We start from the raw sequence: 26896 nt of genomic DNA on the forward strand, positions 1-26896 counted from the left end.
CGATCTCATTTATTAGGTTTATTGTTCGAGCAGTAATCAGCTGTCCAAGAGATAACCGCGAAAGCCACTGAAAACCAGCGTCGGAATTGAATTTCATACCAAGGAATAACGCCAAAATAGCCGCTGTAACAATTGGATAGAATCTGGTTAGAATTCAGCAAAGATTGGCTGTTTTTCAGCAAGATTTGGCTGGGTTTCAGACACGAATGGAAGTGCCAGAGCAGTGTTTGGCGGGCCTTGAAAATGACTTTCGAAAACGGATTAAATTCCGAATCATCGATATTAAATATATGCCGATTTATATCGTTGGATATTAATAATGCTATTACCAATACTTCGGTTAAATATCATCCGAGCATTGGTTGATAATGCTTTCGTAGGGTCCAGGCATGCCTGGACAACCACCTTTAATGACATCTCAGCAGTTGTCGGGACATGTCCCGACCCTACAAGATTGCGCTTCGTTTTGAGTGGTAATAGCCTGCGTCAATCGGTAGCGATAAATTCTGCGGTGTTTGCCCATAATTCCACGGTCTGACGCTTGAATTGTGGCGAGTCAGCCCAAATACTCAGTTTAATCTCAGTCAAACCTGGATGATGACGTATGCCTAATCCCTTGCTCGAAGCTCAGGTGTTGCCCGCTTTCTCGGCGATCAAACCTGAACACGTCAAACCTGCTGTTGAAACCCTGCTGAACCGTAACCGTGAGCGGCTGACCAAACTGCTGGCAGACCTGCAGGCGTCGGGGGCAACCCCGAGCTGGGAAAATCTGGCGGCGCCGATCGAACAGTGGGACGACGAACTGAGCAACGCCTGGTCGCCAGTGGGTCATCTCAACAGCGTGCTCAACAGTGATGAGCTGCGTGATGCCTACAACGCCTGTCTGCCACTGCTGAGCGAATACTGGACCGAAATCGGCCAGAACACCGAACTGTGTGAAGCCTACAAGGCGCTCAAGGCGGCACCGGAATTCGCCAGCCTCAGCACGGCCCAGCAGAAAACCATCGATAACGAATTGCGCTCCTTCCATCTGGCCGGTGTTGATCTGCCCGCCGACAAGAAAAAGCGTTACGGCGAAATCAGCAAACGGCTGTCAGAAATCACCAGCAAGTTCAGCGAAAACGTGCTCGACGCCACCCATGCCTGGCACAAGCAGATTACTGACGAAGCCGAGCTGGCGGGTCTGCCGGACAGCGCCAAATCGCTGCTGGCGCAACAGGCGCAGCAGAAAGAGCTCAGCGGTTATGTGGTGACGCTGGACTTCCCGTCCTATTACCCGATTCTGACCTACGCCGATAATCGTGCGCTGCGCGAAGAGGTTTACACCGCCTACGTTACCCGCGCTTCCGAAGTAGGCCCCAACGCTGGCAAGTTTGATAACACCGAATTGATGAAGGAAATCCTCGAACTGCGTTATGAAAAGGCGCAACTGCTGGGTTTCGACAGCTACGCTGATCTGTCACTGGCGACCAAAATGGCCGACAGCCCACAACAGGTGCTGGATTTCCTCAACGATCTGGCCAGCAAGGCCAAGCCGCAGGCCGAGCGTGAAATCGCTGACCTCAAGGCCTTTGCCAAAGACAATTATCAGGCCGATGACCTGAAGCCCTGGGACGTGGGCTATTACGCCGAAAAACTGCGTCAGCAGCGTTACGCCATTTCGCAGGAAGACATCCGCCCGTACCTGCCGGTGGATAAGGTCATTGCCGGTCTGTTTGAAACCGTCAAACGCCTGTTCGGGGTTGAGTTTGTGCAGCAAACCGACGTCGACAGCTATCACCCGGACGTGCTGTTCTATCAGGTGATGAAAGACGGCGAACAGCTGGCGTCGTTCTACTTTGACTTGTACGCCCGTCCGAAAAAGCGGGGTGGTGCCTGGATGGACGTTTGTCGCAGCCGTCGTAACACTGCCTCCGGCCTGCAGCTGCCGGTCGCCTACATGGTTTGTAACTTCACGCCGCCAGTCGGTGATCAGCCAGCGCTGATGACTCATGACGAGCTGACCACGCTGTTCCACGAGTTCGGCCATGGTCTGCATCATATGATGACCCGCATGGACGTCGCTGCCGTGAGTGGTATTTCCGGTGTCGAATGGGATGCCGTCGAGCTGCCCAGCCAGTTCCTTGAAAACTGGTGCTACGAGCCGGAAGCACTGGCGTTTATCAGTGGTCACTACCAGACCAGCGAGCCGCTGCCACAGCAGCTGTTGGATAAACTGCTGGCGGCGAAGAACTTCCAGTCCGCCATGGGCACCATGCGTCAGCTGGAATTTGCCTTGTTTGATTTCCGCCTGCACCACGAATTCCGCGAGCAGGGCGCTGATGTAGAATCCCTGCTGAACCAGGTGCGTGAACAGGTGACTGTGGTGCCAACGGTTGAATTCGGCCGCTTCCAGCACAGCTTTACGCATATTTTTGCCGGTGGTTACGCGGCAGGTTATTACAGCTACAAATGGGCTGAAGTACTCAGTGCCGACGCCTTCTCGCGCTTCGAGGAAGAGGGTATCTTCAACCAGCAAACCGGCCAGAGTTTCCTCAATGAAATTCTCAGCCAGGGTGGCTCGAAAGACGCTGCCGAGTTGTTCCGTAATTTCCGTGGTCGCGAACCGTCAGTAGAGCCACTGCTGCGCCACTGCGGTATCGAAGTGGCTGACGAGGAGATTGCCTGATGGCAGAAGAGTACCAGCCGGCCAAACGCCCACGCCGCTTTATTGCTGGCGTGGTGTGCCCCAAGTGTGCCGAAATGGATAAAACCGTGATGTACACGGACGACAGCGGTGAAGAGATCCGCGAGTGCGTGGCCTGCGGTTTTGTCCAGACCCTCAGCCAGCAGATTGAAGAAGACGCCCGCGCTGAAGAACTGGCCACCCGGGTGACGCCGGTGGACGGCAAGATGATTTTCGACGAGGAAGAAAAGCCGCTGAAAATCATCGGCCTGGAGCCAAAGTCGGAGTAAGGCCCGGTTCACAACGAGTATCACAGTAGCCCGGATAAAGCCGCGCAGCGGCTGCCATCCGGGAGCTGATCCGGGGTTGCATACAGCAACCCAACCCCAGATTGAGGGTGACGCCCTCTCACCTGTTCCGCTAGACTGGACAACGATTTTTTCATGGAGAGAAAACGGGTGCTGTCACGCTGGACCCACGTCATTACCATTCTACTGCTGGTTATTGTCTTGCCTGGCTGTGCTACCTACAGCGCCGGGCTGGAACCGGTATTTGCCGATCTCAAAAAAGGCAATTTCCAGGACTCTGAAGATCAGCTCAAAAAAGCCCTGTCGCCCGACGGTGCCGACGGCTTGCTGTATTACCTCGAACTCGGTGTTATTCGTCATTTGGATGGCAATTACATCGCCAGTAACCGCGCTTTTGAAGAAGCCGAACGGCTTGCTGAACAGCTCGAAACCACCAGTCTGATCAACGCCACGTTGTCGATGTTTTCCAACGCTCGTCAGGCCAATTACGCCGGTCAGTCGCATGAAAAACTGCTGATCAACTATTACAAGGCGCTCAACTATCTGGGCATTGCCGAGCAGGCGACTGACAACAATGCGCGGCTCGATGCGCTGGAAGGTTCGCGGGTTGAAGCCCGCCGTCTGATCATGAAACTCAACGATCTCAATGATCGTATCGGCACTTATCAACAGCGCAATGACGATGCCGACTCCACCTACAATCGTATTCTGCAGCTGTTTAACGCCCTCAGTGGCGATGTGATTGATGAAAACAAGCTGACCTATCGTGACGACGCCATGGCCCATTATCTGACTGGCCTGAGCTTTGAAATGAATGGCGAATACGACGACGCCCGCATCAGTTACCAGAAATCCGCTGAAAGCTATCAGCAGGGCTATGCCGAACAATTCCGGCTGGGGCAGGACATTACTGCCCAGGCCTGGTTTGATACCGCCCGGATGATGAAACTGGCCGGTGGCTACGACAGTGAACTGAGCAAGCTGAAAGCCGACAAACTCACCGCCGATCAGCGTCAGCAGCTGGATCAGGTCAGCCGCAAGGATGCCCAGCTGCTGGTGATTGAACACAAGGGCTTTGCGCCGCCGCTGGAAGAACTCAATGTGCAGCTGTGGGCCGACCCGAAAACCCGAACACTGAAGTTACAACCGCTGGCCGGTAACAATCGTGACGCCTGGGCGTGGTTCTATCTGTTGTATGCCGACAAGGGCGCCTACAACGTGCTGATGGCTTATCTGGATGGTCGCAGCGGTAATTTCCCCTTTACGCCGTTCCAGAAAACCATCTATCTGGGGCCGCTCTGGAGCGAAGTGGAAAGCCTTAATCTGGATACTGCGATTGGCTCCTTCCTGCGTGTCGCCGTACCCTATTACAAGCCGCCGACGCGTTTGGGAGCCAGCACGCTGGAGATTGATTCCGGTGAGGGCCCGGCGGACATGACCCTCTACCCAGCCGCCAGTCCGGCCCAGATGGGCATTCAGCAGCGGCTGGTCAATTCGTCATCGGACATCCAGATTGCGATGGCGCGGGCGGCGCTGAAGTCGCTGTCGGTGAAAGCCGTCACCGGCAGTGATTCGACCGGTTTGCTATCGTTGGCGGGTGGCCTGCTAAGCCAGCTCAGTGAGGCGTCGGAAACCCGCAGCTGGCAGCTGTTGCCAAGCGACATTCGTATCCGCCGGCTGACCCTGCCGGCCGGTGAGCACAAGCTGTCATTAACTTCCGAGCTGGAACCCGGCATCACCGAACACCATCAAACCACGGTGAACCTGCAGGCCGGTGAAATTGCCTTGTGGCAGGTGCGGTCGATGGGCAAGACCCCGACCACGGATTATTGATCAAAGACTTTATCGCTGCTGGTCACCGGCCGGCAGCCCGCAGAACAACAGACGATCTGTTAAAAGACCGTAAGGGAGAACAAACACATGACGATGATGATTGGCAAAAGCCCGCTGGGCTGCGTTCTGAAATGCACCGTACTGGGTTCGATGGCGCTGGTCGCTTTGGCCGGTTGCTCGTCCACCAAGGTGCAGCGTGTCGATCCGGCCAAGGAAATTGCCCTGTCAGATCGCTGGAACGCCACCGATTCCCGCCTGGTGGCGGAAGAAATGATTGGTGACATGGTGTCCTTCCCATGGGCCAACGACTTCATGATGGACAACGGTCGTCGTCCAACCGTGATTATCCAGCGCATCAGCAACAAGTCCCACGAGCACATTGCAGTGGACACCTTTATCAACGACATCAAGCGTTCGATCATGCGCTCCGGCAAGGCCGACTTTGTTGCCAGCGGCGAAGAACGTGATGCGGTACGTGAAGAGCGTTCTGATCAGGAGCTGAACTCCAAAGACGCCAAGGAGCAGGGGCAGGAAAAAGCCGCCGATTACGCTCTCTCTGGCAGCATCAACTCAATTGTTGATCAGGCGGGTAACGACCGTGTGACCTTCTATCAGGTTGACCTCAAGCTGATCGACATGGAATCCAATATTGAAGTCTGGAACGGCCAGAAGAAGATCCAGAAACTTCAGGAAAAATCCAGCTTCGGGCTTTAACGCATGAAACACTCCCACGTTTTGCCAGCCCCAAAGAAGCTCGCCCGTGGCTTGCTGATCGCCGCGACCGCGCTGACGCTGGCGGCCTGTGGCTCGGTCGCTACCAAACCACAGGCAGAGAACGACAGCATTGATTCCAGCCTGCCGTCCTGGGTGGTGAATCCACCGCAGCGTCACGCCATGGCTTATGGGGTGGGCAGCATGGAGGTGTATGGCGATCCGGCCGATGCCATCAAGCGGGCCAGTGAACTGGCGCGAGTCGACTTGCTGAGCCAGCTACGGGTGACCGTCAGTGGCGACTTCACCAGCACAGTGTCGGAAAGCAAGGGCACCGGCCAGCTCACCAAAGTGCAAAGTGAAGTGCAGCAGAAAGTCCGCAGTCAGGTGCCGGCAGTGACACTGGATGAAATGACCATTCGTGACGCCGCTGTCACCGCTGGTGTTGCCTATGCGCTGGCTGAGCTGGATCGCGAAGCCGCAGTTGCACGACTGCAGCAGCAAATGACCGAGATCGAGCAGCAGCTCGACCAGTACGCAGTCATCACCGACAACCAGCCGGTGTTAAGCCAATTACGCCTGTTGTTGCCTGCGTTGGGTCTGATTGAAGAGCGTCAGGCCTTTGCGGACAAGATTGGTCTGGTGGCACTGGATCATCAGGTGCCGACATTAACCAGCAGCCACAAGGCGTTGCAGCAACGTATTTATGACTTGCTCAACCAGCTGACGGTACGAGTCAGTTTCGATAACCGCGAAGCCCGCGATATGTCGGGCGACCTGATCGAAGCACTGACCTCGCAAGGTTTGAAAATCCAGCAGCAGGGCAGCAGTGACCTGGAATTCCGTCTGAGCGCTGAACGTAGTTCACGCACCCAGGACGAACGCTTCTACGCCTTTGTGAATGCCCGAATCCAGATCATCGATGCCGATGGCCGGATTTTGTCCTCGTTCAGCGACAACGCTCGTGGGGTATCGGGAATGGAAAATCTCGCCTGGCAAAAAGCCTCGGCAGCGGTTGCCGACAAATTGCAGCAAGAGCTGGCGGCAACACTGGCGGAACGCTTGATGTAGGCTGTCTTGCTGATCTGTTTTCAATATTCACCGCCGCATGGATTCTGGGGCAAGCCCGGAATGACGGGTGAAGTGTCTTCCTGAATGCGCAGCGATTCAGGATCCATACGGCTTTGAAATATTCACTGCTGCATGGACTCCGGGGTAAGCCCGGAATGACGAATGTTCTGTCTTCCTGAGCGCGTAGCGATTCAGGATCCATACGGCTTCGAAATATTCACCGCTGTATGGATTCCGGAGCAAGCCCGGAATGACGAATATTGTGGAGTAATCAGCGCGTTCCTGACGCCAATAAAAACGCCCTGTCAGCATGGCTGACAGGGCGTTTTTATTGGCTTGGCTGAAGCAGCAAGCGTCCGGCTTACTGACGGACACCTTCGACGTTCAGCTCCATTTCAACCGGGATGTTGCCCAGGTAGCCGTCCATGCCGTAGTCACCCAGCATGATGGTGTAGTGACCAGTGAAACCGGCGCGGTAGCCGCCCCATGGGTCTTTGCCTTCACCCAGTTGGCTAACCGGGAAAGTAATGGTTTTGGTCACGCCACGCAGGGTGAACTGGCCAGTCAGCTCGCCTTTGCCTTCGCCAGTTGACTTGTAGCCAGTGCTCTTGAAGGAAGCGCTTGGGTATTCGTCAACAAACAGGAAGTCCTTGCTGCGCAGGTGCTTGTCGCGCTCGGCCTGGTTGGAGTCAACAGAAGACGGGTCGATCTTCACTTCGATGCTGGAAGCTTCTGGCTTGGCCTTGTCCCACTCAAACTTGCCGGAGAAAGTGTTGAAACGGCCGGTCAGCCAGCTGAAGCCCAGGTGCTTGACCTTGAAGTTAATGGAGGCGTGAGCACCCTGGGTGTCGATCACGTAGTCAGCAGCGTTGGCTACAGTGGCAGTCATAGCGGCGGCGGAAACTGTCATGGCGAGCAGCAGTTTTTTCATGGTCAAACTCCTTGAAGGAAAGTCTTAATCAGTTTTTGCAAAAAAGATCGGGATCAGGCGCAGACGTTAGCGGGCGGGCTTGAGCATGCGTTTGAGAGTGTTATCCCGATTAATAAAATGGTGTTTCAGGGCTGCCAGCGCGTGCAGGCCAGCCATACCGATCAGTAACCAGGCCAGTACGGTGTGAACTGTGCCAGCGATCTCTTCCTGACTACCGCGTTGTGCCAGCGTCGCCGGCACCGAGAACAGATCAAACACGTTAACGCTGCGGCCGTCGGCAGTAGAAATCAGATAACCACTGATAAACAGTGCTGCCATCACCACATAAAGCGCGATATGAGCCCAGTGAGCAGCAAGGTTTTCTACCTTACGGCTCGACAGCCCAGCCGGCACCGCATTGAACTGGCGCCAGACAAAGCGGCCCAGCAACAGCAGGAACACCAGCACGCCGATGGCTTTGTGGGTTTCCAGAGATCCGTGATACCAGCTGTCGTAGTAGGTCAGTTCAACCATGTAGAGACCGAGGCCGAACATGCCGAATATGCCGATCACCATCAGCCAGTGCAGGGCAATTGCGATCAGGCCATAACCATGGCGGGTGTTGCTCAGCATGTGGACTCCAATGGGGCTATTCAATAACGGCTAACCTTACGCAAGCTGGGTTGTGATAAAAATAGCGATAACTCGACAATCATTGTGCAAAAATGCACAGAACTCTGTGACCTTCGGGGTGGAAAACGCTTATGGCAATGGATGAATTCAGCTGGGATGACCTGCATATTGCCTATCGGGTGGCGGAAGCTGGCACCCTCAGTGCTGCTGCCGAGCGGCTGGGGCTGAATCATTCGACCCTGCTACGACGGATCAGTCGGCTGGAACAGCAGCTTGGGACACGGCTGTTTATCCGCCATCAACGGGGCTATCAACTGACCGATGCTGGCCAGTTGATGCTGGAACGGATGCAGCCGGTGGCAGATGAAATGGTGCGGCTGTTCAACGGCCTGTCGACTTACGAGTCAACGCCGTCCGGAACCCTGCGGATTTCTACCGTATCTGACTTTTCGTTGTTTTTTGCGCCTTTGTTACATGCCTTCCGGGAGGCTTATCCACAGATTCGGGTACATGTGGTGGCGACTGACGAACGGACTTCGCTGGCCAGCGGTGATGTGCATGCGGCGATTCGTATGGGTGAACAACCGACCGAGCCGGATCTGATTGCTCGCAAGCTGATGCCCTCACCGATGGACTTGTTCGCAGCCCAGTCTTATGTCGAACGTTATGGCTTGCTGCGCAACATGGCCGATGTGAATCGCCATTTCTGGGTGCTGCCATCGGGGCGTAAACGCCAGATTCCGGGAATCCGCGAGCTGGTGGACCGTATCGATCCCAGCCGGATTGTGTTTGAGAGCAACAGCTTCACGGATATCTTCTCGGCAGTTTCGGAGGGAATGGGAGTTGGTCCGGTGGGATTTTTACAGCGGGCCAGCTCAATTAACCAGGATCTGGTGCAAATCGACCTAGGGCTGCCAACGCCACAGGCGTTTATGTGGTTTGTTTATCACAAGGACATGCGTGGCAGCAGCCGGATTCGGGCGCTGCAGAATTTTATGATCGAACATCTACCCGGCAAGCTGGCCGGTTTAACGCGATAAGCCGGGTAGCAAAGAGATCAAACCAGCTTGCTGGGCAGTCCCAGATGGTCAGACAGACACGGCCACGGCTGGAAAATACGGGCAATAATAGCCTGGCTGCCATTGTGGCTGGCTTGCGGCGCACCGTAGAACAGTCGTTCCGGGTGGCGACAACAAGTGACAATCAGGGATTCCAGGGTATCGGCATCCTGATGGTCGAGTATGGTCTGGACCACCACATTGGCGGTCGACGGGTCAAAATCGGTTATCGGGTTGCCGGTCTGGGCCAGATACACATCGTTCATTTCTTCGGCGATACGCAGGCCAAACCAGGCCTGGCGCAGCATCATAATGCTGCCGCTACTGTTGGCCGGAGCACACAGTTCCAGTACTGCGGCAGCCGACTGGATACGCTTGAGCAGCCGTGGTGCCTGTTCACGTAGCCGGTTTTGCAGTTGCTGGTAGTAGGCACAGTAGTCCATCAAATAGCGACACAACTTGCCTACCGCGTCGGACTCAGCTGTCTGGACGATGCGTGAGAGCTGATTGAGACGGACAGTTACCCGGGCTCCGAGGTCTTCTTGCGAGCTGATTTTGGCGTCCTGCCTGTTGAGTAACGCTACTGCCGGATCAGTCATGACAACCTCTAGCTAAAAATTTAATAAAAACAATACCTTACTTTTGATCTTTGGTTTGACTAGCAAAATTATAGTTAAGCTTGACGGTCTTGCCAGCAGGTCAGACAGCCGGTGCAAAAATGTCAGGTTGCTTGTAAAGCCTTATTGTGAAAGGGATCACAAAAACACCTCTGGCCAATAAGAAGGCGTAAAAACTGAGCCACAAGCCGGTATTTTGCAGCTCCCGGGTGAACCACCACAAAGGCAGGAACACCAGTAAAGTCGCGGCCAGCATGGCATTTCGCATGGTGGCGGTAGCGCCTGCGCCAATACACAAACCGTCGAGCCAATAACTCCAGCAACCGATCAATGGCAGCCAAATGAGCCAGTGTTGATAGTCGGCCAGCACGGGTAGCAGCTGCACATTGTTGGTCAATAAAGGCCAGATTTGATCTGCACCGAGTGCGAACACCAACGTCAATAGCAGCGCCAGCGTCAGAGAATTGACACCAGTAAGCAGCAAAGTAGACCGCACCTGCAACAGGTGGTGGTGATTGTCCGGTTCGCGGCTGCGACTGGCCAGTGACTGGCCAGTCAGGCTTTCCGCCGCATGGGCAATGCCGTCGAGGGCATTGGAGATCAACATCAGCAAGGTGATGATGAGACTGTTGGTGGCCAGAATCAGTTCACTTTGCTGGGCGCCCTGGGCGTTAAAAAATGCAAACACCAGTAACAACGTGAGCGTGCGGACAAACAGCTGGTGGTTAACCTTGATCACAGGTTTGAGTTGTTCAAAGGCCGGACGGCGCTGCCAGATCACCAGCCAATGCTGTGGCAGCAGCTGGCCCAGACGGACGTTACAAGCCTTGAGGGCAAATGCCAGCCCCAGCAGGGTGCCGCTGTAATCCGCCATCACACTGCCGAGCGCAACGCCATCCACGGTCATACCCAGGCCAAACACAAACAGCGCATCCAGACCGCCATTCACCAGGTTGGTGATGGTCATGATCAACAGCGGCACGCGGGTCTGGCCACGGCCGATAAACCAGCCCAGCAAACCGTATTGCAGTAACACCGCCGGAATCGAATACATACGAATCGCCAGGTACTCACGCGCGCCGCTGCTGACTTCAGCGCTGGCGCCCATCCAGGGAATCACCAGCGGAAAAAGCACCGCTCCGGCCAGCATCACCAGCAAGGCCAGTGGCAGGCTCAGCCAGATAGCGTTGAACAACACCTGCTGTTGGCCTGCGTCATTATGGCTGCGCGCGGTGAGGGCGGTGGTGCCCATCCGCAGGAAACCAAAACTCCAGCACAGCAGGGTGAACAGCTGGGCGCCAATAGCCACCGCCCCCAGATACACGGCGTCGGGCAGATGGCCAAGAATGGCGCTGTCGACCAGCCCCAACAAGGGCACTGTGATGTTGCTCAGCATCACGGGCCAGGCGATGGCCAGAATGCGACCTTGTGTCGCGCGCCAGTGGGTGGCTGGCCAGGGGGATGAAAGACGGGTCACTGGTATACTCGGCAAAAAAGGAGATTAATATGAGTGGTCAGGCTGCTGACAAGTTATCGCCAACAGCCCGCAGCGGGCTGATTTTACTGGCTCTGGGTCTGCTGGTATCCCTGTCACTGGGGCTTTGGATGGGTATTAACAGCTCGCCCGTGAACTGGTTGTCGCAGCAAACCGGGGTGATGTTATACCGCACTGGCCAGCCAGTAAGTGATTTTCAGTTTATTGACCAGTTCGGCAATAAGCGCAACCAGGCCAGCCTCAACAAGCGCTGGAAGCTGGTATTTTTTGGTTACACCTTCTGCCCGGATATTTGCCCGACCACCCTGGCCGATATGAATCGGGTGTGGAAAAAACTCACGCCAGCCGAGCGCGAGCAGCTGCAGCTGGTGTTTGTCTCAATTGACCCGGAACGCGATACCGTCGCTTCGCTGCAGCCTTATCTGAATTATTTTAACCCGGAGTTTATCGGTCTGACCGGCAACAAGGCGGCGTTGAAGACACTGGCGCTGGAGATCAATGGCTTTTACGCCCGTGTTGATCGCGAGACCGGCCCATATCTGATGGACCACTCCGCCAACCTGATGCTGATCGATCAGCACTGGCAATATCGCGGCTACATCGAGCCACCGTTCAGTCGTGATCGTATGCAGAGTATTCTCGAAGCTGTCATTAAACAGCCATAGTATCGCTGGGTCTTTTTCATCAGGGATGATGCGATGCCCGTTATTCTCCGGGGGCGCGGTTCCGCGCGGCCTTTATTAATCGCTCTGCTGCCTTTGGTTGCTGTGCTGGCGGCCTTGCTGGTGGAATTCAGTCGCCACTCTGGCCTGCTTGGTGCGGCTTCGCCATTTGCTGGCTCGTTGCCGTCGTTGATCTGGATGCTGGCTGCCGGTCTCTGTTTACCCTGGTTGATAGCTGCTCGCCATTTGTTGTCTGGCTGGTGGCTGCTGCTGGCGGTCAGTGTGCTGATCGAAGGGGTTTCGCCGCTGCTTGGCAATAATGCTTATGCCGATGGCTGGGATGTGCTGGCCCTGTTGCTGGGATTTGGCGGCTTGCTGCTGTTTCAGCGTGCGGGTCTGGTTGTGCAGCGGCAACAAGCCTCAATACCTCGGCGATTGTTATTGGCCCCGCTGTTATTGGCCCAACTTGCCTGTATCAACTTCGAGAAGTGTACCTATGACACCTGTTCCTGTGATAGCGGCGATCACTGTGATCAGGCGGTGATATTGAGCTGGGAAGAAATCCGTGCTGATATCGAGCCTGAGTACGGTAATACCGCGACCCTGCAAATCAGTGGCAAGTTGTACGAACTGGATGACTGGCTGGCAGTGGTGGATAACTATCGCGGTGTGCATATCTTCAGCGTTGCGGACCCGCAGAATCCACAGCGTCAGGTCTATCTGCCGATTCCCGGAGTGACCGACCTCAGCGTCAAGGACGATGTTATGTACGTCAATGCCTTCACCGATCTGGTCGCCATTGATCTGGCCACGCTGGAAGCCGGAACCTATGTGGCGGGCAGTGAGATTCGTAATCTGGATGTCTTTTCTTTCGCTGTACCAGCGGACTTTTACCAACAAGCCAACCTCTCGCAAGAGGATCGTGCCTACCGTTACAGCACCAGTAATGGCGTCTTGATTGGCTACACAAATCGTCAGGGTGACACCTGGCTGTATGGCGAAGCGGTGGAGTGACAGACATGAACAGATTGAAATTTCAGTATCTGATAGCTGTGCTGGTGACGTTCATACTGGCCGGTTGTGGTGCAGATTCCAGTGACGTTGCCAACGGTCAGGACGGCCAGTCAGGCTCAACCTCGCGCTTTACCATCCAGCAGGGTTATCTGGTGGTGGTCGATAGCCCGTATATTCAGAGTTTCCGTATTGATAGTGAAACCGGCGCGCTCTACCCGCTGGATCAGATCGGATTTAACCGGGAGCTGCAAACCGCCCATGCCTATGGCACCCAACAGGTGTTGGTTGGCACCACCACCGGCACCCTGATCATGAACGTCAGCAGCAGTGGTGAACTGGCACTGGAAAGCTTTGTGGATCATGCCCGCAGCTGTGACCCGGTGGTGGCCGATGGCAACACCATGTATGTGACGCTGAGCAACTCTGGCACGGCTGGCAGCTGCGGCGGCAGTGAATACGATAACCACCTGCTGGTGTATGACATCACGGATATTGAACAGCCGGTATTACGTGGCACGGTGGCATTGGATCAGCCCACCGGTCTGGCGATTGACGGCGACAATTTATGGGTCTGTTACGCTGGTGGTCTGAAGCGCTTCAGCCGCGAAGGTAACTGGTCAGTGACGGAAACCGGCGCCTTTAGTGATCTCAGCTGCAACGACATCATCATTGATGGCACGGCCTCATACCTCACCAATGACGACGGCGTGCAGCTGGTGGATCTGCAGGACAGCACTCCAGTGGTGCTGGCGGTGATTGCGGAGGGATCCTGATCCGGTCCAGCCAGGGCAAGAGCAGCTGGGTCGTCAGCTCAGCTGCGCTTGACCGCCATACTGGCAACAAACATCAATGTGGCGGCCACCACAATGCTTGGCCCGGCCGGCGTGTCCCAGAAGAACGAGGCACTGATACCGGCCAGCACTGCAATAATGCCGGCCAGACTGGCCAGCAGCACCATTTGTGCCGGTGTGCGTGACAGGCTCCGAGCGGTCGCTGCTGGGATAATCAGCAGCGCGCTGACCAGCAAAATACCCACAATCTTCATCGACAGGGCGACGATAATCGCCAGCATCAACACCAGCATCAGATTCAGCCGCGCCACCGGGAAACCGTCGATACTGGCCAGTTCCTGACTGATGGTGGTCGACAGCAGGCCGCGCCACTGCCAGCGAATCAGGCCAATACAAACCGCCGCAGCGATGCCGATCAGCAAGGCGTCCTGGCCGGTGACTGCCAGCAGGTCTCCAAACAGATAACCCATCAGGTCGACTCGCACGCCTTGTGCCAGACTCAGTACCACCAGGCCAATCGCCAGCATGCTGTGGGAAATAATGCTCAGCAGGGTGTCGGAGCTGAGGGTCTCAATGCGTTGCAGCGGGAACAGCACCAGCGCCAGCACGATTGAGCTGAGCAGCAGCGCCAGGGTCGGCTGAATGTCGGAAATAACGCCCAGAGTTATCCCCAGCAAGGCACCGTGGGCGAGGGTGTCGCCAAAAAACGCCATCCGTCGCCACACCACAAAGCTACCCAGCGGGCCGGTTACACAGGCCAGCAAGACGCCGCTGAGCAATGGCATCAGCCACCAGTAAGTCATCATCCAGTCATTCATGTCGGGCGGTTATCTCAGCTGTGGCTCTGATGGGTAGAGGGAGCGGCGTGGTCATGGCCATCACACTGGCATTCGGCACCGGCCTCGATATGGCCGTCGATACCGTGGTGGTGATCGTGGTGGTGAGTGTAGGGCGCAATGGGTACTGGCCGCTGGCCGAACAGTTCCAGATAGGCTTCCGAGCCGGAAACGTGATCGGGGTGGCCGGAACAGCAGATGTGGCCGTTCATGCAGATCACTTCGTCGGTGGCAGCCATCACCAGATGGAGATCGTGAGACACCATCAAGACGCCGCAGCCAAGCTCATTGCGCAGCTGTGGAATCAGCTGATACAGCTCGCTCTGCCCCTGTACGTCGACGCCCTGCACTGGCTCGTCGAGTACCAGCAGATCCGGCTCCTGCAACAAGGCGCGGGCCAGTAACACCCGTTGCCATTCACCACCGGAGAGATCCTGAATATCCTGATTGCGCAGCGCGCTGATGCCCAGTCGTTCGAGCCAGCTGTCGATATGACGGCGACTGCCGCCGCGAGCCAGGCTGAGAAAGCCGGTTACCGTGATCGGCAGCCGTGGTTCCAGCCGCAGTTGCTGGGGCATATAACCAATCTTCAGCCCCTTGCGACGAATGATGGCGCCGGTGTCGGGTTTTTCCAGCCCCAGCAGCACCCGGATCAGCGTCGATTTGCCACAGCCATTGGGGCCGATCAGGGTAACGATCTGGCCAGCCTGCAGGCTCAGCGAAATATTCTGCAGCACCTGTTTATGGCGGCGTTGCAGATTGACGTTTTCGGCACGGATCAGGGCCTCAGCCATGGTGTTATTGCTCCAGCGCTTTTTGTTTGCAGCCCGGACAAATACCGGACAACTCGGTGAGTTGGTGATTAACCGTCACACCCAATAATTCTTCGACCTGACGTGACAGCGCCTGCAGCTTGTCGGCTGCCAGTTCCTGCGCCTTGCCGCATTGTTCGCAAACAAAAAAGCAGGCCGGATGCTGGTCTTCCGGGTGGTTACAGCCAACAAAGGCGTTGAGCGAATGGAGCCGATGCACCAGCCCAAGATCGAGCAGGAAATCGAGCGCCCGATAAACGGTTGGTGGTGCCGGGTTAAAGCCTTCCTGCGCCAGAATTGCCAGCAGCTCATAGGCGCCCATCGGCTTGTGGCTTTGCCAGATCAGTTCCAGAACCCGCAACCGCACTTTGGTCAAGCGGGCGCCACGTTGCTCGCACAGACTGCGGGCGCGATCGATGGCGTGATCGACACAGTGGGAATGGTTGTGCGGTTCATAAACATTCTGACTCATGTTTTACGCCTTGTGTTATATTGTTGCAATTCTATGTCTGACGGCTCGAGATACAATGCAAAAATCGATTATTTTTACGCTCTTGCTGGCACTGTTGGGCTTCGGCTCTACTGTCGCAAGTGCTGAACAGGCTGCCAAAACGAATCCCGTCGTGGTGGCGTCACTGCATCCGCTGGCACTGATGGCTGCTTCTGTGGTGCCGACGGCACAACTCAAGATGCTGGTACCGCCTGGTATGACACCACATGACTTCAGTTTGCGACCGTCTGATATCGACATGATACAGAAAGCCGACGTCATCATCTGGACCGGCGCCGAAAGTGAGCCTTATCTGCAGGGATTCTCCAAACGCTGGCCAGAAAAACACTGGATTAACGTCTCGGCGGGCCAGGATGTTCGCCACACCGACCCACACTGGTGGTTTGACCCGGCCGCAGTGCAACAGGCCCAACACCGTCTGGCCAGCCTGCTGGGCAAGGACAGTCAGCCCTTTGATGCCCGTTTGCAGCAAGCGCTGGATTATTCCCGAAATTTGCTGGCACCGGTACAGCAGCGCGGTTTTTTTGTGTTTCACCGCGCCTATGACCACTGGGTTGAAGCCATGCAGCTGAACCAGGTTGGGGCGTTCACCCTCAGCCCGGAACAGAAGCCGGGTTTGCGTACCCTGCAAACCATGCGACAGCAGCTGGAGCGTGGCGACGTAGTATGCGTATTCAGCGAGCCGGAATTCTCTCCGGCGATGGTTGATCGACTGGTTGACGGCATTCAGGTTGGCCGTGCCGAGTTGGATCCGATGGCGTTGCAGATTGCGCTGGCTGCTGATGGTTATCCACGCATGCTGGAAGACATGGCCCAACGGGCTGAAACCTGTCTGACGGCAGTGGCCGACAAACCGGCAACGGCGCTCGACGGCACGGTGTACGAGTCTGGTGAAGACCCGCATCATCACCATCATGGTGCCGCAGCAGACGAGGGCGAGGATGCTGATCACCACGATGACCATGACAAAGAGCATGATGAAGACCACGACGAAGATCATCACGCCGAACACTGAGATGAACACCAGCGCGCTTGTCTGGCAAGCGTCGCTGGAACTTAGTCGCTGGAACTTCATAGTCAGGTCGTTAGAATGTGACCACCACATTCAGTAATGGAACTGCCCTCTGCCATGGCCCACTCCCGCGAACACCACACACCTGAACATCTGGCCGTTGTTACCCTCGCTGCTGGCAAGGGTTCCCGCATGAAATCCGATCTGCCGAAAGTACTGCACAAGCTGGCGGGCAAGCCGATGCTTCAGCATGTGCTGGATACCGCGGTGCAGCTGGGTGATGCCAGCCAGCACGTGGTGATTGGTCACGGTGCCGAACAGGTACGCGAGGCGATCAGGGGCAATGTGATCTGGGCCTTGCAGCAGGAGCAGAAAGGCACGGGTCATGCGGTGGCGCAGGCGCTGCCAGACGTTGATCCGCAAGCAGTGGTACTGGTGCTGTACGGCGATGTACCGCTGATTACAGTCGATACCCTGCATCGTTTGCTGGCGCATACCTTTACCGATTCCGGCGCCGCCGATGCACTGGCGTTGCTGACCGTGGAGCTGGACAACCCAACGGGTTACGGCCGGATTGTTCGCAACGCCGACGGTCAGGTGCAAGCCATCGTTGAGCACAAGGATGCCAACGAACAGCAACGCCAGATTCGTGAAGTGAACACCGGCATTCTGGCGGTTTCAGCCGCTGCGCTGAATCGCTGGCTGCCGCTGCTGTCGGCCGATAACGCCCAGGGTGAATACTACCTGACCGATATCGTTGCACTGGCGGTGGCGGAAGGCAAAACCGTACAGGCAATCCAGCCGCAGCAGGAGTACGAAGTGCAGGGCGTCAATGATCGTCTGCAAATGGCGGCGCTGGAGCGTATTTACCAGCGTCAGCAGGCCGATGAACTGATGACCCTGGGGGTTGCCCTGGCCGACCCGGCCCGCATCGACGTGCGAGGTTCGTTGATCGTCGGCTCTGATGTGTCGATTGATGTTGGCTGTGTGTTTGAAGGTGAGGTGATTCTTGGCAATGGCGTCAGCGTCGGCCCTTACTGTGTGATCCGCAACAGCGAAATTGCCGCTGGCAGCAGTGTCGAAGCCTACAGCCATATCGACGACGCCAGTGTTGACCGCAACTGCGCCATTGGCCCTTACGCCCGCTTGCGTCCCGGTGCCGATCTGGCCACTGGTGCGCGGGTTGGCAACTTCTGTGAAATCAAGAAAGCCCGCATTGGTGCTGGCAGCAAGGTGAATCACCTGAGCTACATCGGTGACGCTGAAGTTGGAGAACAGGTAAATATTGGTGCCGGTACCATCACCTGTAATTACGACGGTGTGAACAAGTCGCTGACTCGCATTGGCGACAATGCCTTTATTGGTTCCAACACTGCGCTGGTGGCGCCGGTCACGGTTGGCAAGGGTGTGACAGTGGGAGCTGGTTCGGTGATCACCAACGATGTTGATGACAATCAGCTGGCAGTTGCCCGTGGCAAACAACGCAATATCGACGGCTGGCAACGGCCACAGAAAAAGTCCTGAGCTGGTCTAGCCGACAGCCGCCTTGCGGTCGCGCTGGCTGCGTTGTTTCTGCCGCCAGCGTTGCAGGCCGGTGATAAATAACAGCAGCGGCAGCAGGCCGCAGACCGCAACGGCGATTCGTCCGGGCAGACCAAAAGCTTCACCATTATGCAGCGGGTGCAACCACTGCATAAACCGCTCTGAATGACTGTGGGCTACGATGGTTTTCACTGCCAGCAATTGCCCCGAATACTGATCAACCCAGACTTTGTGATTGGCAAAACGATGGCTGATATCGCCTGGCCGATAGATGCGCAGCATATAGGCCGCGTTGGCATCGGCGGGGGTATAGATCCAGCGGATTTCACCATCCGGCAGCGCTGCTCTGGCGGTTGCCATTACCTGTTGCAGTGACGCCCGTTGGCGGCTGACTGCTGAATCAGCGGCGGCTGTCTGGATCATGGCAGGCTGCGGGCTGGCCGGACTGATGGTTTTCAGCAGCGGATCAAACCAGCCGGGCTGTTCCAGTATCAGGCCGGTGAGCAGCAGCCCCAGCGTGACCGGCAGTGTGTAGAGCGCTGCCAGATTGTGCAGCTGCAAGTTGTTGCGCAGCGGGTGGCTGGAGCGACGCCAGCGCAATGCCTGCGGCCACTTGTTCCAGCGTTGTGGCCACCATAACCAGATTCCCGAAATCAGACTGATCAGTAGCAGCAGCGCCACCACGGCGAGGATTAGCCGTCCCTGTAGATCCAGCAATAACTCCAGATGCAGCTGATAAACCCAGGTCATCAGGGTGTGCCCCCACAAGCGTGAGGTAGTTGCCAGTGTGCAGGGATTAACCGCGACCATTAATGGCGCAAAGGCTTCTCCACGGGTTTCATGTGGGGTCATATAGCGGGCGGTGAGCGGCTGTTGGGGCCACAGTGGTAATTCGAGACGCCAGCTGCCAACACGGTCGGGCTGGGCTTGCTGCAGGCTGGCAAATTGCTCGTCGAGACTGTGTGGCTGACATTCTGCATCGACGGCCAGTTGTGGATTCAGCCGCTGGTCAATTTCCAGATAGAACACCAGCACACTGCCGGTGATACCCAGCAGCACAAACACCAGGGCGACGCTCAGCCCGAGCCAGCGGTGGAGCCTGAGCCAGAGTGAACGTTGTTGTGAACGGGAGAAACGAGGCAGCATGAAACGGCAGTAATCAGCCAAAAACGCGTCAGTATAAAGAAGCTGACGGTGGCTGCGAGCGGGCCAATTGTCGCAGTCACCGTGCCTGAAAGGTCTGATGCCCGGTGCTTATTCCGCCGCTTCCAGCTGCTCGGTCAGATCCATCCATTCCATTTCGATTTCTTCCAGCTGGCTCTTCAGCGTGCCTTGCTCGGCCAACAGCTTTTTCAGATCGTCCTTGCGGCTGTCGTCATAGATGCTGGCATCGCCAAGCTGTTGCTCGACCTTGTCGAGTTTGCCTTGCAGGGTTTCCATTTGTTTTTCAGCCGCTTGCTGCTTTTTGCGCAGCGGTGCCAGCCGTTGACGGCGCTCGGCTTCCAGCCGTTTCTGTTCCTTGCGGTCAGCGGCGCTGTTGCTGGCTGCTGGTGTTTCTGAGCCAGAGCCGTCAGCCGTCTGAGCCTGTTGCTCACGGCTGTTCAGATACTGGTGGTAGTCGTCGAGGTCGCCATCAAACGGCGCTACCTGGCCGTGGTCGACCAGCCAGTATTCGTCGACACTGGCTTTCAGCAGGTGTCGGTCGTGGCTGACGATCAGAATAGCGCCGGGGAAGTTTTGCAGCGCCAGCGTCAGGGCTTCACGCATCTCGATGTCGAGGTGGTTGGTAGGTTCGTCGAGAATCAGCAGGTTGGGCTTCATCCAGGCCACGCAGGCCAGCGCCAGACGGGCTTTTTCGCCACCTGAGAAGGGCTCGATCACTTCCAGTGCGCGATCACCGTGGAAACCAAAACCACCGAGAAAGTTACGGATTTCCTGATCGCTGGCCTTGGGTTTGAGGCGCTGCAGAATCAGCATGCCGGACGCTGAGGTATCCAGTGATTCAAGCTGGTGCTGGGCAAAATAGCCGAGACGAATGTGTTCGCCGTGGGTGCGTTTGCCACTCAACAGCGGAATTTCTTCGCACAGGGTTTTCAGCAGGGTCGATTTACCGGCGCCGTTGGGGCCCAGCAGGCCAATCCGGTGGCCCGGTACAATCGACAGGTTCACGCCCGGCAGCAGAATCCTGTCGCCGTCGGCAAGCTGGTAGCCCAGATTGGCCTGATCCAGAGTCAGCAGCGGGCTCGACATCTTTTCGTAGCAGGGAAATTCAAACCGGAACGGTGAATCGACGTGAGCCGGGGCAATCAGCTCCATCCGCTCAAGTTCTTTCAGACGGCTCTGGGCCTGCTTGGCCTTCGAAGCCTTGGCCTTGAAGCGGGTAACAAACTTTTCGATTTCGGCGACACGGGTCTGTTGTTTTTCGAACAGCACTTGCTGCTGGGCCAGTTTTTCCGCCCGAATACGCTCGTAGGCACTGTAGTTGCCGGGATACAGCGTCAGCTGCTGTTCGTGCAGATGGACGATATGGTCGGCCACGCCGTCGATAAAATCGCGGTCGTGGGAAATAAACAGCAGGGTGCCGGGGTATTTGCGCAAATAGCCTTCCAGCCACAGGGTTGCTTCGAGATCCAGGTGGTTGGTTGGTTCGTCGAGCAGCAGCAGGTCGGACGGCATCATCAGCGCCTGGGCCAGATTCAGACGAATCCGCCAGCCACCGGAGAAGTCTTTCACCGAACGGCGCAGGTCAGTCTGGCTGAAGCCCAGACCGTGCAGCAGCTGTTCGGCCTTGACCGGTACTTCGTAACCCTTGTGGTGATCCATGCGGTCCAGCCACTGCGCCAGTTCGTTATCGCTGGCGGCGTTGGCAATCCCGGCTTCGATCTCGCGGTAGGTCTTGTCGCCGTCGATGGCGTAGTCGAGCGCTGAACGTTCAGTGGCGATCACTTCCTGCGCCATATGCGCCTTGCGCCATTTCGACGGGATATCAAGATCACCACCGTCTACACTGAGTTCTCCGTTCAAAAGCGCGAACAAACTTGATTTGCCAGCCCCATTGGGGCCGATCAAAGCCAGTTTTTGGCCATCATGAATGCGAAGGCTAGCGTTTTTAAGTAGGGTTTGCGTACCCCTTTGCAGGGAAACCTGATTAAATTCGATCATTTTTGACGACTACAAAAGGAAACGGCAATGGCGGCGCAGTGTGCCACAGAATCGCTGGACAACCCACTGTGGCAATTTGCTCTCGACTTCTATCCTTTTGAAGACGCCGAGACCATATTGCTGGAGTGTCAGCAGCAGGGTGCTGACGTGCTGCTGTTGTTGGGAGCCTTGTGGCTGGCTACCGATAACGGCGCCTGGCCCGATGACGAAGAGTTCGACAGCGCGCTGGAAGGCTATCTGAGCTGGCGCCAATCGGTGGTGGTGCCGTTACGCCATATTCGTCTGACCCTGCCGAAGGCTGGTCGTGATGACGTTCGTGGCGAATTCCGCGAGCGGGTCAAGGATATCGAACTGGAAGCCGAACATCTGGCGATGGCCGGTTTGCACGGCTTGCTGGATGAGTTTGCCGATGAGTGTCCGCAAGATGAGCCGCTGCGGGTCAGTGTCACGGAAAACCTGCGGCAGGCACTGGTACTGGACGGCGTTGATGTGTCACCCGCCTGTATCAACGCGCTGGTGGATAACCTGCTGGCGTTTGTGGTGGAGCAGTCACGCCAGCCAGAAACACCATCGACCAACGCTGCCAGCGACGATTAACGGGACAGTTTGCGGCGCAATTCTGCCGTCGCATGAACATCATCGAGCCATTGCAGCAGTGGCTCCCAATGCCGCATATCCTGGTCGTCACGGGCCGGATCATCCACCACTCCCTGACCGACTTCACTGGTTCTGACATACCCCTGGGTATCCCGCAACGAGGTAATAAACGGAATCTTCAGGCTGCGCAGAAACAGCGTCAGTTTGTTGTAGACCAGGGTGTTCCTGCGGGTTCGATTGGCAACCACCGCAATTGAGCGACTGGTTTGGCGGTAGCTGTGGCTGAGCATGATGTCGCGAATAAACACGGTGGCGGCACGAATATCAATCGCCGATGGCAATACCGGAATCAGCACCGCATCGCACTGGCGAATACGATCACTGAGGGCGTTGCCGGTCAGCCCGGCTGGCGTATCAATGACAATGCGTTGGGTATCGCTGGGAACCCGCACGTCAAAGGAGCGGGTCACCTGACCCGGCGTCGCCTTGCAGGCCACAACGCCATGAATGGACGGCAGGCTGGTTTCACGAGCCGACAGCCACTCGCTGGCAGATGACTGCGGGTCATAGTCGATCAGCGCAGTATTGAAGTCGCGGGCAGCGTAAAAACTGGCCAGATTGGTTGCCAGTGTTGTTTTTCCACAGCCTCCCTTGGCGTTGGCGACCAATACCCGGAAGGGCTGTTCGTGGCGGGTGACCCGCACTTCAGCTTCCACAGAATGCAACATGATCTACTTCAGGCTCTCCGGTTATTCTCATATTCGAATCGGCTTATCATGCGTTCGGCGAGGTCTGAACCGTCGGCCGACCTTATGCAGTCTAGCTGCAAGCCATCCGAAATGCGTGGCGGCGATTCTCATCTGCCTTATAAATCCGGACATTGATGTTGAATCAGGTGCTGGAGCAGCAAAAAAATGAGTCATATCCAACCCGTTTTCTGACATTGTTGTCTGATTGCAACGGCATTGTTGTTTAGTATTTTATCAAACGCAATTGATAGTAATTATCATTATGTGTAATGTCAGCCCTTTTCCGGTTCGGGGGCTGTATGCATTTTTCTGCCAATATTTCTGTGCTTGTATTGTTGGCGGCGCCACTGGCTGTTCAGGCTGATGAAGCAGCCGGAGAGCAGACTTCTGCGGCTGCGGATGTTGAAGATACGCTGGTCGTTGTAGGCAAACAGCAATCCTGGTTCGAGCAGCAAGCTGCCACCGCCATGAAAATGGACTCGGACCTGCTACAAACCCCGTTCAGTCAGAACACCATCAACGCAGCCATGCTGGAAGATCTCAAGGCCAGCACGCTGGAAACTGCCTATGGCTATCTGGCCGGTGTATCCCGCTCCGGTGAAGGTGCCAACTCCTTTACCATTCGGGGAATGGCTGCGGATCTGCAAAATATCCAGGTCGATGGCCTGCCGGGGCTGGTGTCCCGTTTTGGCGCGCCGGTAACCGCCAATATTGAGCGGGTTGAAGTGTTGAAAGGCCCGGCGTCAGTATTGTATGGCCTGATGGAACCGGGCGGGCTGGTCAATATTGTTACCCGCAAGCCGGAAGCGGATTCACACGGCTCCGTTGATCTGTCGTACCAGAATTACGTTAACCAGCAGAAAGGCGGCTATCAGGGCTCGGTGGATTACACCGGCGCGCTGGATGACGATGCAGAATATCTCTACCGAATTATTGGTGGTGGTGAACGCAGCAACAGCTTCCGGGATTGCGTCGATACCGAAACCGAATATCTGTACCCGTCGTTTTCACGTTTGTGGGCCAACAGCCGACTGGATGTTCAGCTCGAATATACCCATGAAAAGCGTGGTGCGGATCAGGGCCTGGCAGTGCTCAATCATGACATCGACACGGCCGCCTCGATCGAAACCTATTACCAGGAGCCAGGCGATTACGAGCTGGATGAAGGTTACGGTCTGGCAGTGGCCTATCAACAAACCTTGTCAGACGCGCTCAGCTTTAACGTCAAATGGCGCAGCATTCTGCATGAAGACGAAAACCGTCGTTATGAAAACACCACGGTGAATCAGGACGAGGGCACGCTGACGCGCCGTAATCGCCATCAGCTCAACAAGCGCGCCTATCACTTTCTGGATGCCAACCTGAGCTGGAACCTGGATGGTGCCATCCCCCAGCAACTGTTACTGGGATTTAATGGCGGTTATGAATACCGCCAGTACGACCGTCTCGACTGGGACAGCCGGGGTGCTGAAATCGACATCGCCGACCCTGAATACACAGGCCGTATTCTGGCCTATAACCCTGGCAGTATGCGCCGCTGGAAGCTCTACAATGTTGGGGTCTATGGCTTCGACAAGCTGTCGCTGGGAGAACGCTGGACGCTGGTGGTTGGCGCTCGTTACGACCAGCAACAAGGCGACTATCGCAGCTTTTACCTCGACAAGGACGACACCGAGCATGAGGCCAGTCGTACCAGCAGTACCAATTACAGCAGTGGACTGGTGTATCAGGCCAGCGATGAATGGTCGTTATACAGCAGCTATGCCGAGTCGTTTGATCCTCAAACCGTCGGCACCTACGACGCCAATGGCGATCAACTGGAGCCGGAGCAGGCGGAGCAATATGAGCTGGGCAGCAAATACGCCTCGCCGGATGGCCGCCTCAATGTTCAGCTGGCCTGGTTCGACATCACCAAACATAACGTGGTGGAAGACAACGACGGCGTGAATGAGCTGGTCGGCCGTGTACACAGCCGCGGCGTGGAGTTTAATGGCCAGTATCAGGTTACTGACCAGTGGCAGCTGCAAACTGCCTGGGCCTGGATCAACGCCCGGGTGACCGAGACCCTCAATGCAGACGCCAGCTACAGCTCGCCAGCTTTTGCGCCTGTGCATACGGCGTCGTTGTGGAGTCGTTACAACTATCCGGCCATGGTCTGGGGTGGTTTTGTTGGTGGCAGCGTTGGTCTGCAGCATCAGTCTCAACGCTATACCGATGAAAGCCGCTCAGACCGGGTCCGGCTGCCGGGCTATACCATTATGCAGCTGGGTATGTATTACGAGCGTATGTACAGCAAATACGCCCTTAACGTCGCCAACCTGACCAATGAGGTGTATTACACCGGCGGTCGTAGTGATACCAAGATCTGGCCGGGTGAGCCGACCAAGGTAACCCTGACGGCCCAGTTTGATTTTTGACCGTCCGGAAATATCCCTCTTTTGTCAGTTATGGTATAGACTGTTGCGACACTGGAACTAAAGGACTGTTTTGGGATGTTATCGGTCAAAACCTGGATATTATTGGTCGTCATCGTTGTGGCGGCGTTTGGATTTCCCTATTTGATGCAAGGACGTGGTGCTGGGCCTATCTCTGCCATACAGCCAGCTGAAGACTCCGGTCTGTCGACGGAAAAGACCCGCCAGACCTACTACAAATGGCAGGATGCCAATGGCAGCTGGCACTTTGGTGATGAACCGCCGCAAGGCGTCGCGCTGGTGCCTGTGAGTGTGGATACCGCTGCCAATGTGTTGCGGCCCATCGAGGTGGCCAAAAAGGAGCCGGAAAAAACCGAGATCAAGTCGGAACCGGTGTCGCCCACAACCAACGCGATCCTCAATCCGGAAGCGGCTGCCAAGGCGCTGGAAAACGCTGAGAAAGTTCAGAAACTGCTAAACGAGCGCACCCAGCAGCTGGATTCGATGTTGAAATAACCCAGCCGTTATTTCAGCTGATACAACTTGCCATTGGTATCGACGGCGTAATAGCCGTCGCTGGCAAAGGCGACGTCTTCGACCAATACCCGCATCTTGTTCCAGCTGAAATCTGAATTCAGCTGCCACTGCCGCAATAAACTGCCATCACTGACTTGCCAGAGCGCCACATAGCCATCGCTGCTGCCAGTGAGCAACAGCTTGCCATCGTAATCAAAACGGGCGCTGGAATAGTGGCCAGAGGGTTTGGCGATACTGGCCAGCTGCTTGCCACTGAGCGGGTCCCAGAATTTTCCGGGCTCGCGCATGGCGGAGCTGAACAGCGTTCGGCCATCCCGGCTCAGTTCCACGGTGCGAACCTGATTGCCGTGTTGCAGCCGTAATAATTCCTTACCGGTTTCAAGTGACCAGACCCGAGCGGTGAGGTCGTCACTGCCGCTGGCGACCAGCTTGTCGGCGCCATCAATCGACACATCGTAGACGCTGCCATCATGCTGCAGACGGTGATAAATACCGCCATTCTGGATATCAAAAATCGTCGCCGTGTAGTCCTGCATGGCCAGTACCGCGTAACGGCCGGTACCGGTCAGGGCAAGGTCGAGAATATCACCAGGGGCATTCCAGAAGCTGGCAGCCTCACCGGTCTGGCGTTGCCATAACACGATGGTGCGGTTGTCGGCGGTGGCGACGTAACGCTGGTCGGCGGAAAAGGCGCTGGCCATGATGGAGGTATCGCCGTCAGCGCTGTGGCTCCAGTCGAAATGGCGTTCAGCAGGCCACAGTGACCACAAACTGCCGCCGTGGTGAATGCTGCCAACCATCAGCCATTGGCCGTTCTGGCTGAAGGTGGCGGAATACACACCCTGACGGGCGACTTCGGTACTGGCTACCGGCTGGTCGGCCGACCCCAGACAAGCGGTCAGCAGCAGGCTGCTGATGGTCAGGCTCGAAAGTTTGCTAAGGGTAGCCAGGCGCAT

Annotated in this window: 25 protein-coding genes; 14 read left to right on the forward strand and 11 right to left on the reverse strand. The window is 56.3% G+C overall.

The genetic code is table 11. The features are described from left to right. Nucleotides 1-604: 604 nt before the first annotated feature. The 5 genes from prlC to K6123_RS01480 all read left to right on the forward strand — a co-directional run bounded on the left by prlC (nucleotide 605) and on the right by K6123_RS01480 (nucleotide 6588). Nucleotides 605-2668, forward strand: a complete 2064-nt coding sequence (gene prlC / locus K6123_RS01460; RefSeq protein WP_221793425.1) for an oligopeptidase A — start codon at nucleotides 605-607, stop codon at nucleotides 2666-2668. Then, entirely contained in the window at nucleotides 2668-2955 is a 288-nt protein-coding gene (locus K6123_RS01465) for a YheV family putative zinc ribbon protein (protein WP_221793427.1), read from the forward strand. Before prlC ends, K6123_RS01465 begins: the two co-directional genes overlap by 1 nt. 153 nt (nucleotides 2956-3108) lie before the next feature. Next, on the forward strand, nucleotides 3109-4806 hold the full coding sequence (locus tag K6123_RS01470) for a COG3014 family protein (RefSeq protein WP_221793429.1): 1698 nt from the start codon (nucleotides 3109-3111) through the stop codon (nucleotides 4804-4806). Between the two features lie 87 nt (nucleotides 4807-4893). Then, nucleotides 4894-5520, forward strand: a complete 627-nt coding sequence (locus K6123_RS01475; protein WP_343223944.1) for a penicillin-binding protein activator LpoB — start codon at nucleotides 4894-4896, stop codon at nucleotides 5518-5520. A gap of 3 nt (nucleotides 5521-5523) precedes the next feature. Next, entirely contained in the window at nucleotides 5524-6588 is a 1065-nt protein-coding gene (locus tag K6123_RS01480; protein ID WP_221793430.1) for an LPP20 family lipoprotein, read from the forward strand. A 361-nt stretch (nucleotides 6589-6949) separates the two neighbouring features. Here K6123_RS01480 and K6123_RS01485 read toward each other — a convergent pair whose 3' ends face one another. Both K6123_RS01485 and K6123_RS01490 read right to left on the reverse strand, forming a co-directional pair. Then, nucleotides 6950-7519 carry a YceI family protein gene (locus tag K6123_RS01485; RefSeq protein ID WP_221793431.1) on the reverse strand — a complete coding sequence of 190 codons (570 nt, stop codon included), beginning with the start codon at nucleotides 7517-7519 and terminating at the stop codon, nucleotides 6950-6952. Between the two features lie 66 nt (nucleotides 7520-7585). After that, entirely contained in the window at nucleotides 7586-8131 is a 546-nt protein-coding gene (locus K6123_RS01490; protein ID WP_221793432.1) for a cytochrome b, read from the reverse strand. Nucleotides 8132-8262: 131 nt separating this feature from the next. Here K6123_RS01490 and K6123_RS01495 point away from each other — a divergent pair, with 131 nt between their 5' ends. Beyond that, on the forward strand, nucleotides 8263-9171 hold the full coding sequence (locus K6123_RS01495) for a LysR family transcriptional regulator (protein ID WP_221793433.1): 909 nt from the start codon (nucleotides 8263-8265) through the stop codon (nucleotides 9169-9171). A 17-nt stretch (nucleotides 9172-9188) separates the two neighbouring features. On the opposite strand, the gene K6123_RS01500 is transcribed toward K6123_RS01495, so the two are convergent. Together K6123_RS01500 and K6123_RS01505 are read right to left on the reverse strand one after the other, a co-directional pair. Beyond that, nucleotides 9189-9788, reverse strand: a complete 600-nt coding sequence (locus K6123_RS01500) for a hypothetical protein (protein ID WP_221793434.1) — start codon at nucleotides 9786-9788, stop codon at nucleotides 9189-9191. A gap of 100 nt (nucleotides 9789-9888) precedes the next feature. Further along, nucleotides 9889-11283 carry an MATE family efflux transporter gene (locus K6123_RS01505; protein WP_221793435.1) on the reverse strand — a complete coding sequence of 465 codons (1395 nt, stop codon included), beginning with the start codon at nucleotides 11281-11283 and terminating at the stop codon, nucleotides 9889-9891. Nucleotides 11284-11312: 29 nt separating this feature from the next. Here K6123_RS01505 and K6123_RS01510 point away from each other — a divergent pair, with 29 nt between their 5' ends. From K6123_RS01510 to K6123_RS01520, 3 genes are read left to right on the forward strand one after another with little or no spacing between them, the layout of a single operon-like run. Further along, nucleotides 11313-11966 (forward strand): SCO family protein, encoded by a 654-nt coding sequence (locus K6123_RS01510; protein WP_221793436.1) that lies wholly within the window; start codon nucleotides 11313-11315, stop codon nucleotides 11964-11966. A 33-nt stretch (nucleotides 11967-11999) separates the two neighbouring features. After that, nucleotides 12000-12977, forward strand: coding sequence for an LVIVD repeat-containing protein (locus tag K6123_RS01515; RefSeq protein WP_221793437.1), 978 nt, complete (start codon nucleotides 12000-12002; stop codon nucleotides 12975-12977). Nucleotides 12978-12982: 5 nt separating this feature from the next. After that, nucleotides 12983-13750, forward strand: a complete 768-nt coding sequence (locus K6123_RS01520) for a hypothetical protein (protein WP_221793438.1) — start codon at nucleotides 12983-12985, stop codon at nucleotides 13748-13750. Between the two features lie 38 nt (nucleotides 13751-13788). On the opposite strand, the gene K6123_RS01525 is transcribed toward K6123_RS01520, so the two are convergent. Genes K6123_RS01525 through K6123_RS01535 form a run of 3 tightly spaced genes read right to left on the reverse strand, consistent with a single transcriptional unit; the run spans nucleotide 13789 to nucleotide 15888 of the window. Next, nucleotides 13789-14574, reverse strand: a complete 786-nt coding sequence (locus K6123_RS01525) for a metal ABC transporter permease (protein WP_343223945.1) — start codon at nucleotides 14572-14574, stop codon at nucleotides 13789-13791. Between the two features lie 26 nt (nucleotides 14575-14600). After that, nucleotides 14601-15398 (reverse strand): zinc ABC transporter ATP-binding protein ZnuC, encoded by a 798-nt coding sequence (gene znuC / locus K6123_RS01530; RefSeq protein ID WP_221793440.1) that lies wholly within the window; start codon nucleotides 15396-15398, stop codon nucleotides 14601-14603. 4 nt (nucleotides 15399-15402) lie between these two features. Further along, nucleotides 15403-15888 (reverse strand): Fur family transcriptional regulator, encoded by a 486-nt coding sequence (locus K6123_RS01535; RefSeq protein ID WP_221793441.1) that lies wholly within the window; start codon nucleotides 15886-15888, stop codon nucleotides 15403-15405. Between the two features lie 55 nt (nucleotides 15889-15943). Here K6123_RS01535 and K6123_RS01540 point away from each other — a divergent pair, with 55 nt between their 5' ends. Both K6123_RS01540 and glmU read left to right on the forward strand, forming a co-directional pair. Continuing rightward, a complete protein-coding gene (locus K6123_RS01540; RefSeq protein WP_221793442.1) occupies nucleotides 15944-16942 on the forward strand; it encodes a metal ABC transporter solute-binding protein, Zn/Mn family in 999 nt (332 codons plus the stop codon). A gap of 114 nt (nucleotides 16943-17056) precedes the next feature. Continuing rightward, entirely contained in the window at nucleotides 17057-18463 is a 1407-nt protein-coding gene (gene glmU / locus K6123_RS01545; RefSeq protein WP_221793443.1) for a bifunctional UDP-N-acetylglucosamine diphosphorylase/glucosamine-1-phosphate N-acetyltransferase GlmU, read from the forward strand. Between the two features lie 6 nt (nucleotides 18464-18469). Here glmU and K6123_RS01550 read toward each other — a convergent pair whose 3' ends face one another. Beyond that, nucleotides 18470-19648 carry a PepSY-associated TM helix domain-containing protein gene (locus K6123_RS01550; RefSeq protein WP_221793444.1) on the reverse strand — a complete coding sequence of 393 codons (1179 nt, stop codon included), beginning with the start codon at nucleotides 19646-19648 and terminating at the stop codon, nucleotides 18470-18472. An 87-nt stretch (nucleotides 19649-19735) separates the two neighbouring features. Then, complete coding sequence (locus K6123_RS01555; RefSeq protein ID WP_221793445.1) at nucleotides 19736-21643, reverse strand: ATP-binding cassette domain-containing protein; 1908 nt, start codon at nucleotides 21641-21643, stop codon at nucleotides 19736-19738. A 27-nt stretch (nucleotides 21644-21670) separates the two neighbouring features. Between K6123_RS01555 and K6123_RS01560 the strand changes: the two genes are divergently transcribed. Then, nucleotides 21671-22240: a TIGR02444 family protein gene (locus K6123_RS01560; RefSeq protein WP_221793446.1), complete on the forward strand. Its 570-nt coding sequence runs from the start codon at nucleotides 21671-21673 to the stop codon at nucleotides 22238-22240. Here K6123_RS01560 and K6123_RS01565 read toward each other — a convergent pair. Further along, nucleotides 22237-22968 carry a ParA family protein gene (locus K6123_RS01565; protein ID WP_221793447.1) on the reverse strand — a complete coding sequence of 244 codons (732 nt, stop codon included), beginning with the start codon at nucleotides 22966-22968 and terminating at the stop codon, nucleotides 22237-22239. The genes K6123_RS01560 and K6123_RS01565 overlap by 4 nt on opposite strands. Before the next feature lie 320 nt (nucleotides 22969-23288). Between K6123_RS01565 and K6123_RS01570 the strand changes: the two genes are divergently transcribed. Together K6123_RS01570 and K6123_RS01575 are read left to right on the forward strand one after the other, a co-directional pair. Next, complete coding sequence (locus K6123_RS01570; RefSeq protein ID WP_221793448.1) at nucleotides 23289-25406, forward strand: TonB-dependent siderophore receptor; 2118 nt, start codon at nucleotides 23289-23291, stop codon at nucleotides 25404-25406. 75 nt (nucleotides 25407-25481) lie between these two features. Next, nucleotides 25482-25919 carry a DUF4124 domain-containing protein gene (locus K6123_RS01575; RefSeq protein WP_221793449.1) on the forward strand — a complete coding sequence of 146 codons (438 nt, stop codon included), beginning with the start codon at nucleotides 25482-25484 and terminating at the stop codon, nucleotides 25917-25919. A gap of 8 nt (nucleotides 25920-25927) precedes the next feature. On the opposite strand, the gene K6123_RS01580 is transcribed toward K6123_RS01575, so the two are convergent. Further along, nucleotides 25928-26896, reverse strand: a complete 969-nt coding sequence (locus K6123_RS01580; protein WP_221793450.1) for a WD40 repeat domain-containing protein — start codon at nucleotides 26894-26896, stop codon at nucleotides 25928-25930.

Origin of the sequence: Oceanobacter mangrovi (assembly GCF_019740315.1) — a bacterium.
GTDB classification, from domain to species: Bacteria; Pseudomonadota; Gammaproteobacteria; order Pseudomonadales; family Oceanobacteraceae; genus Oceanobacter; species Oceanobacter mangrovi.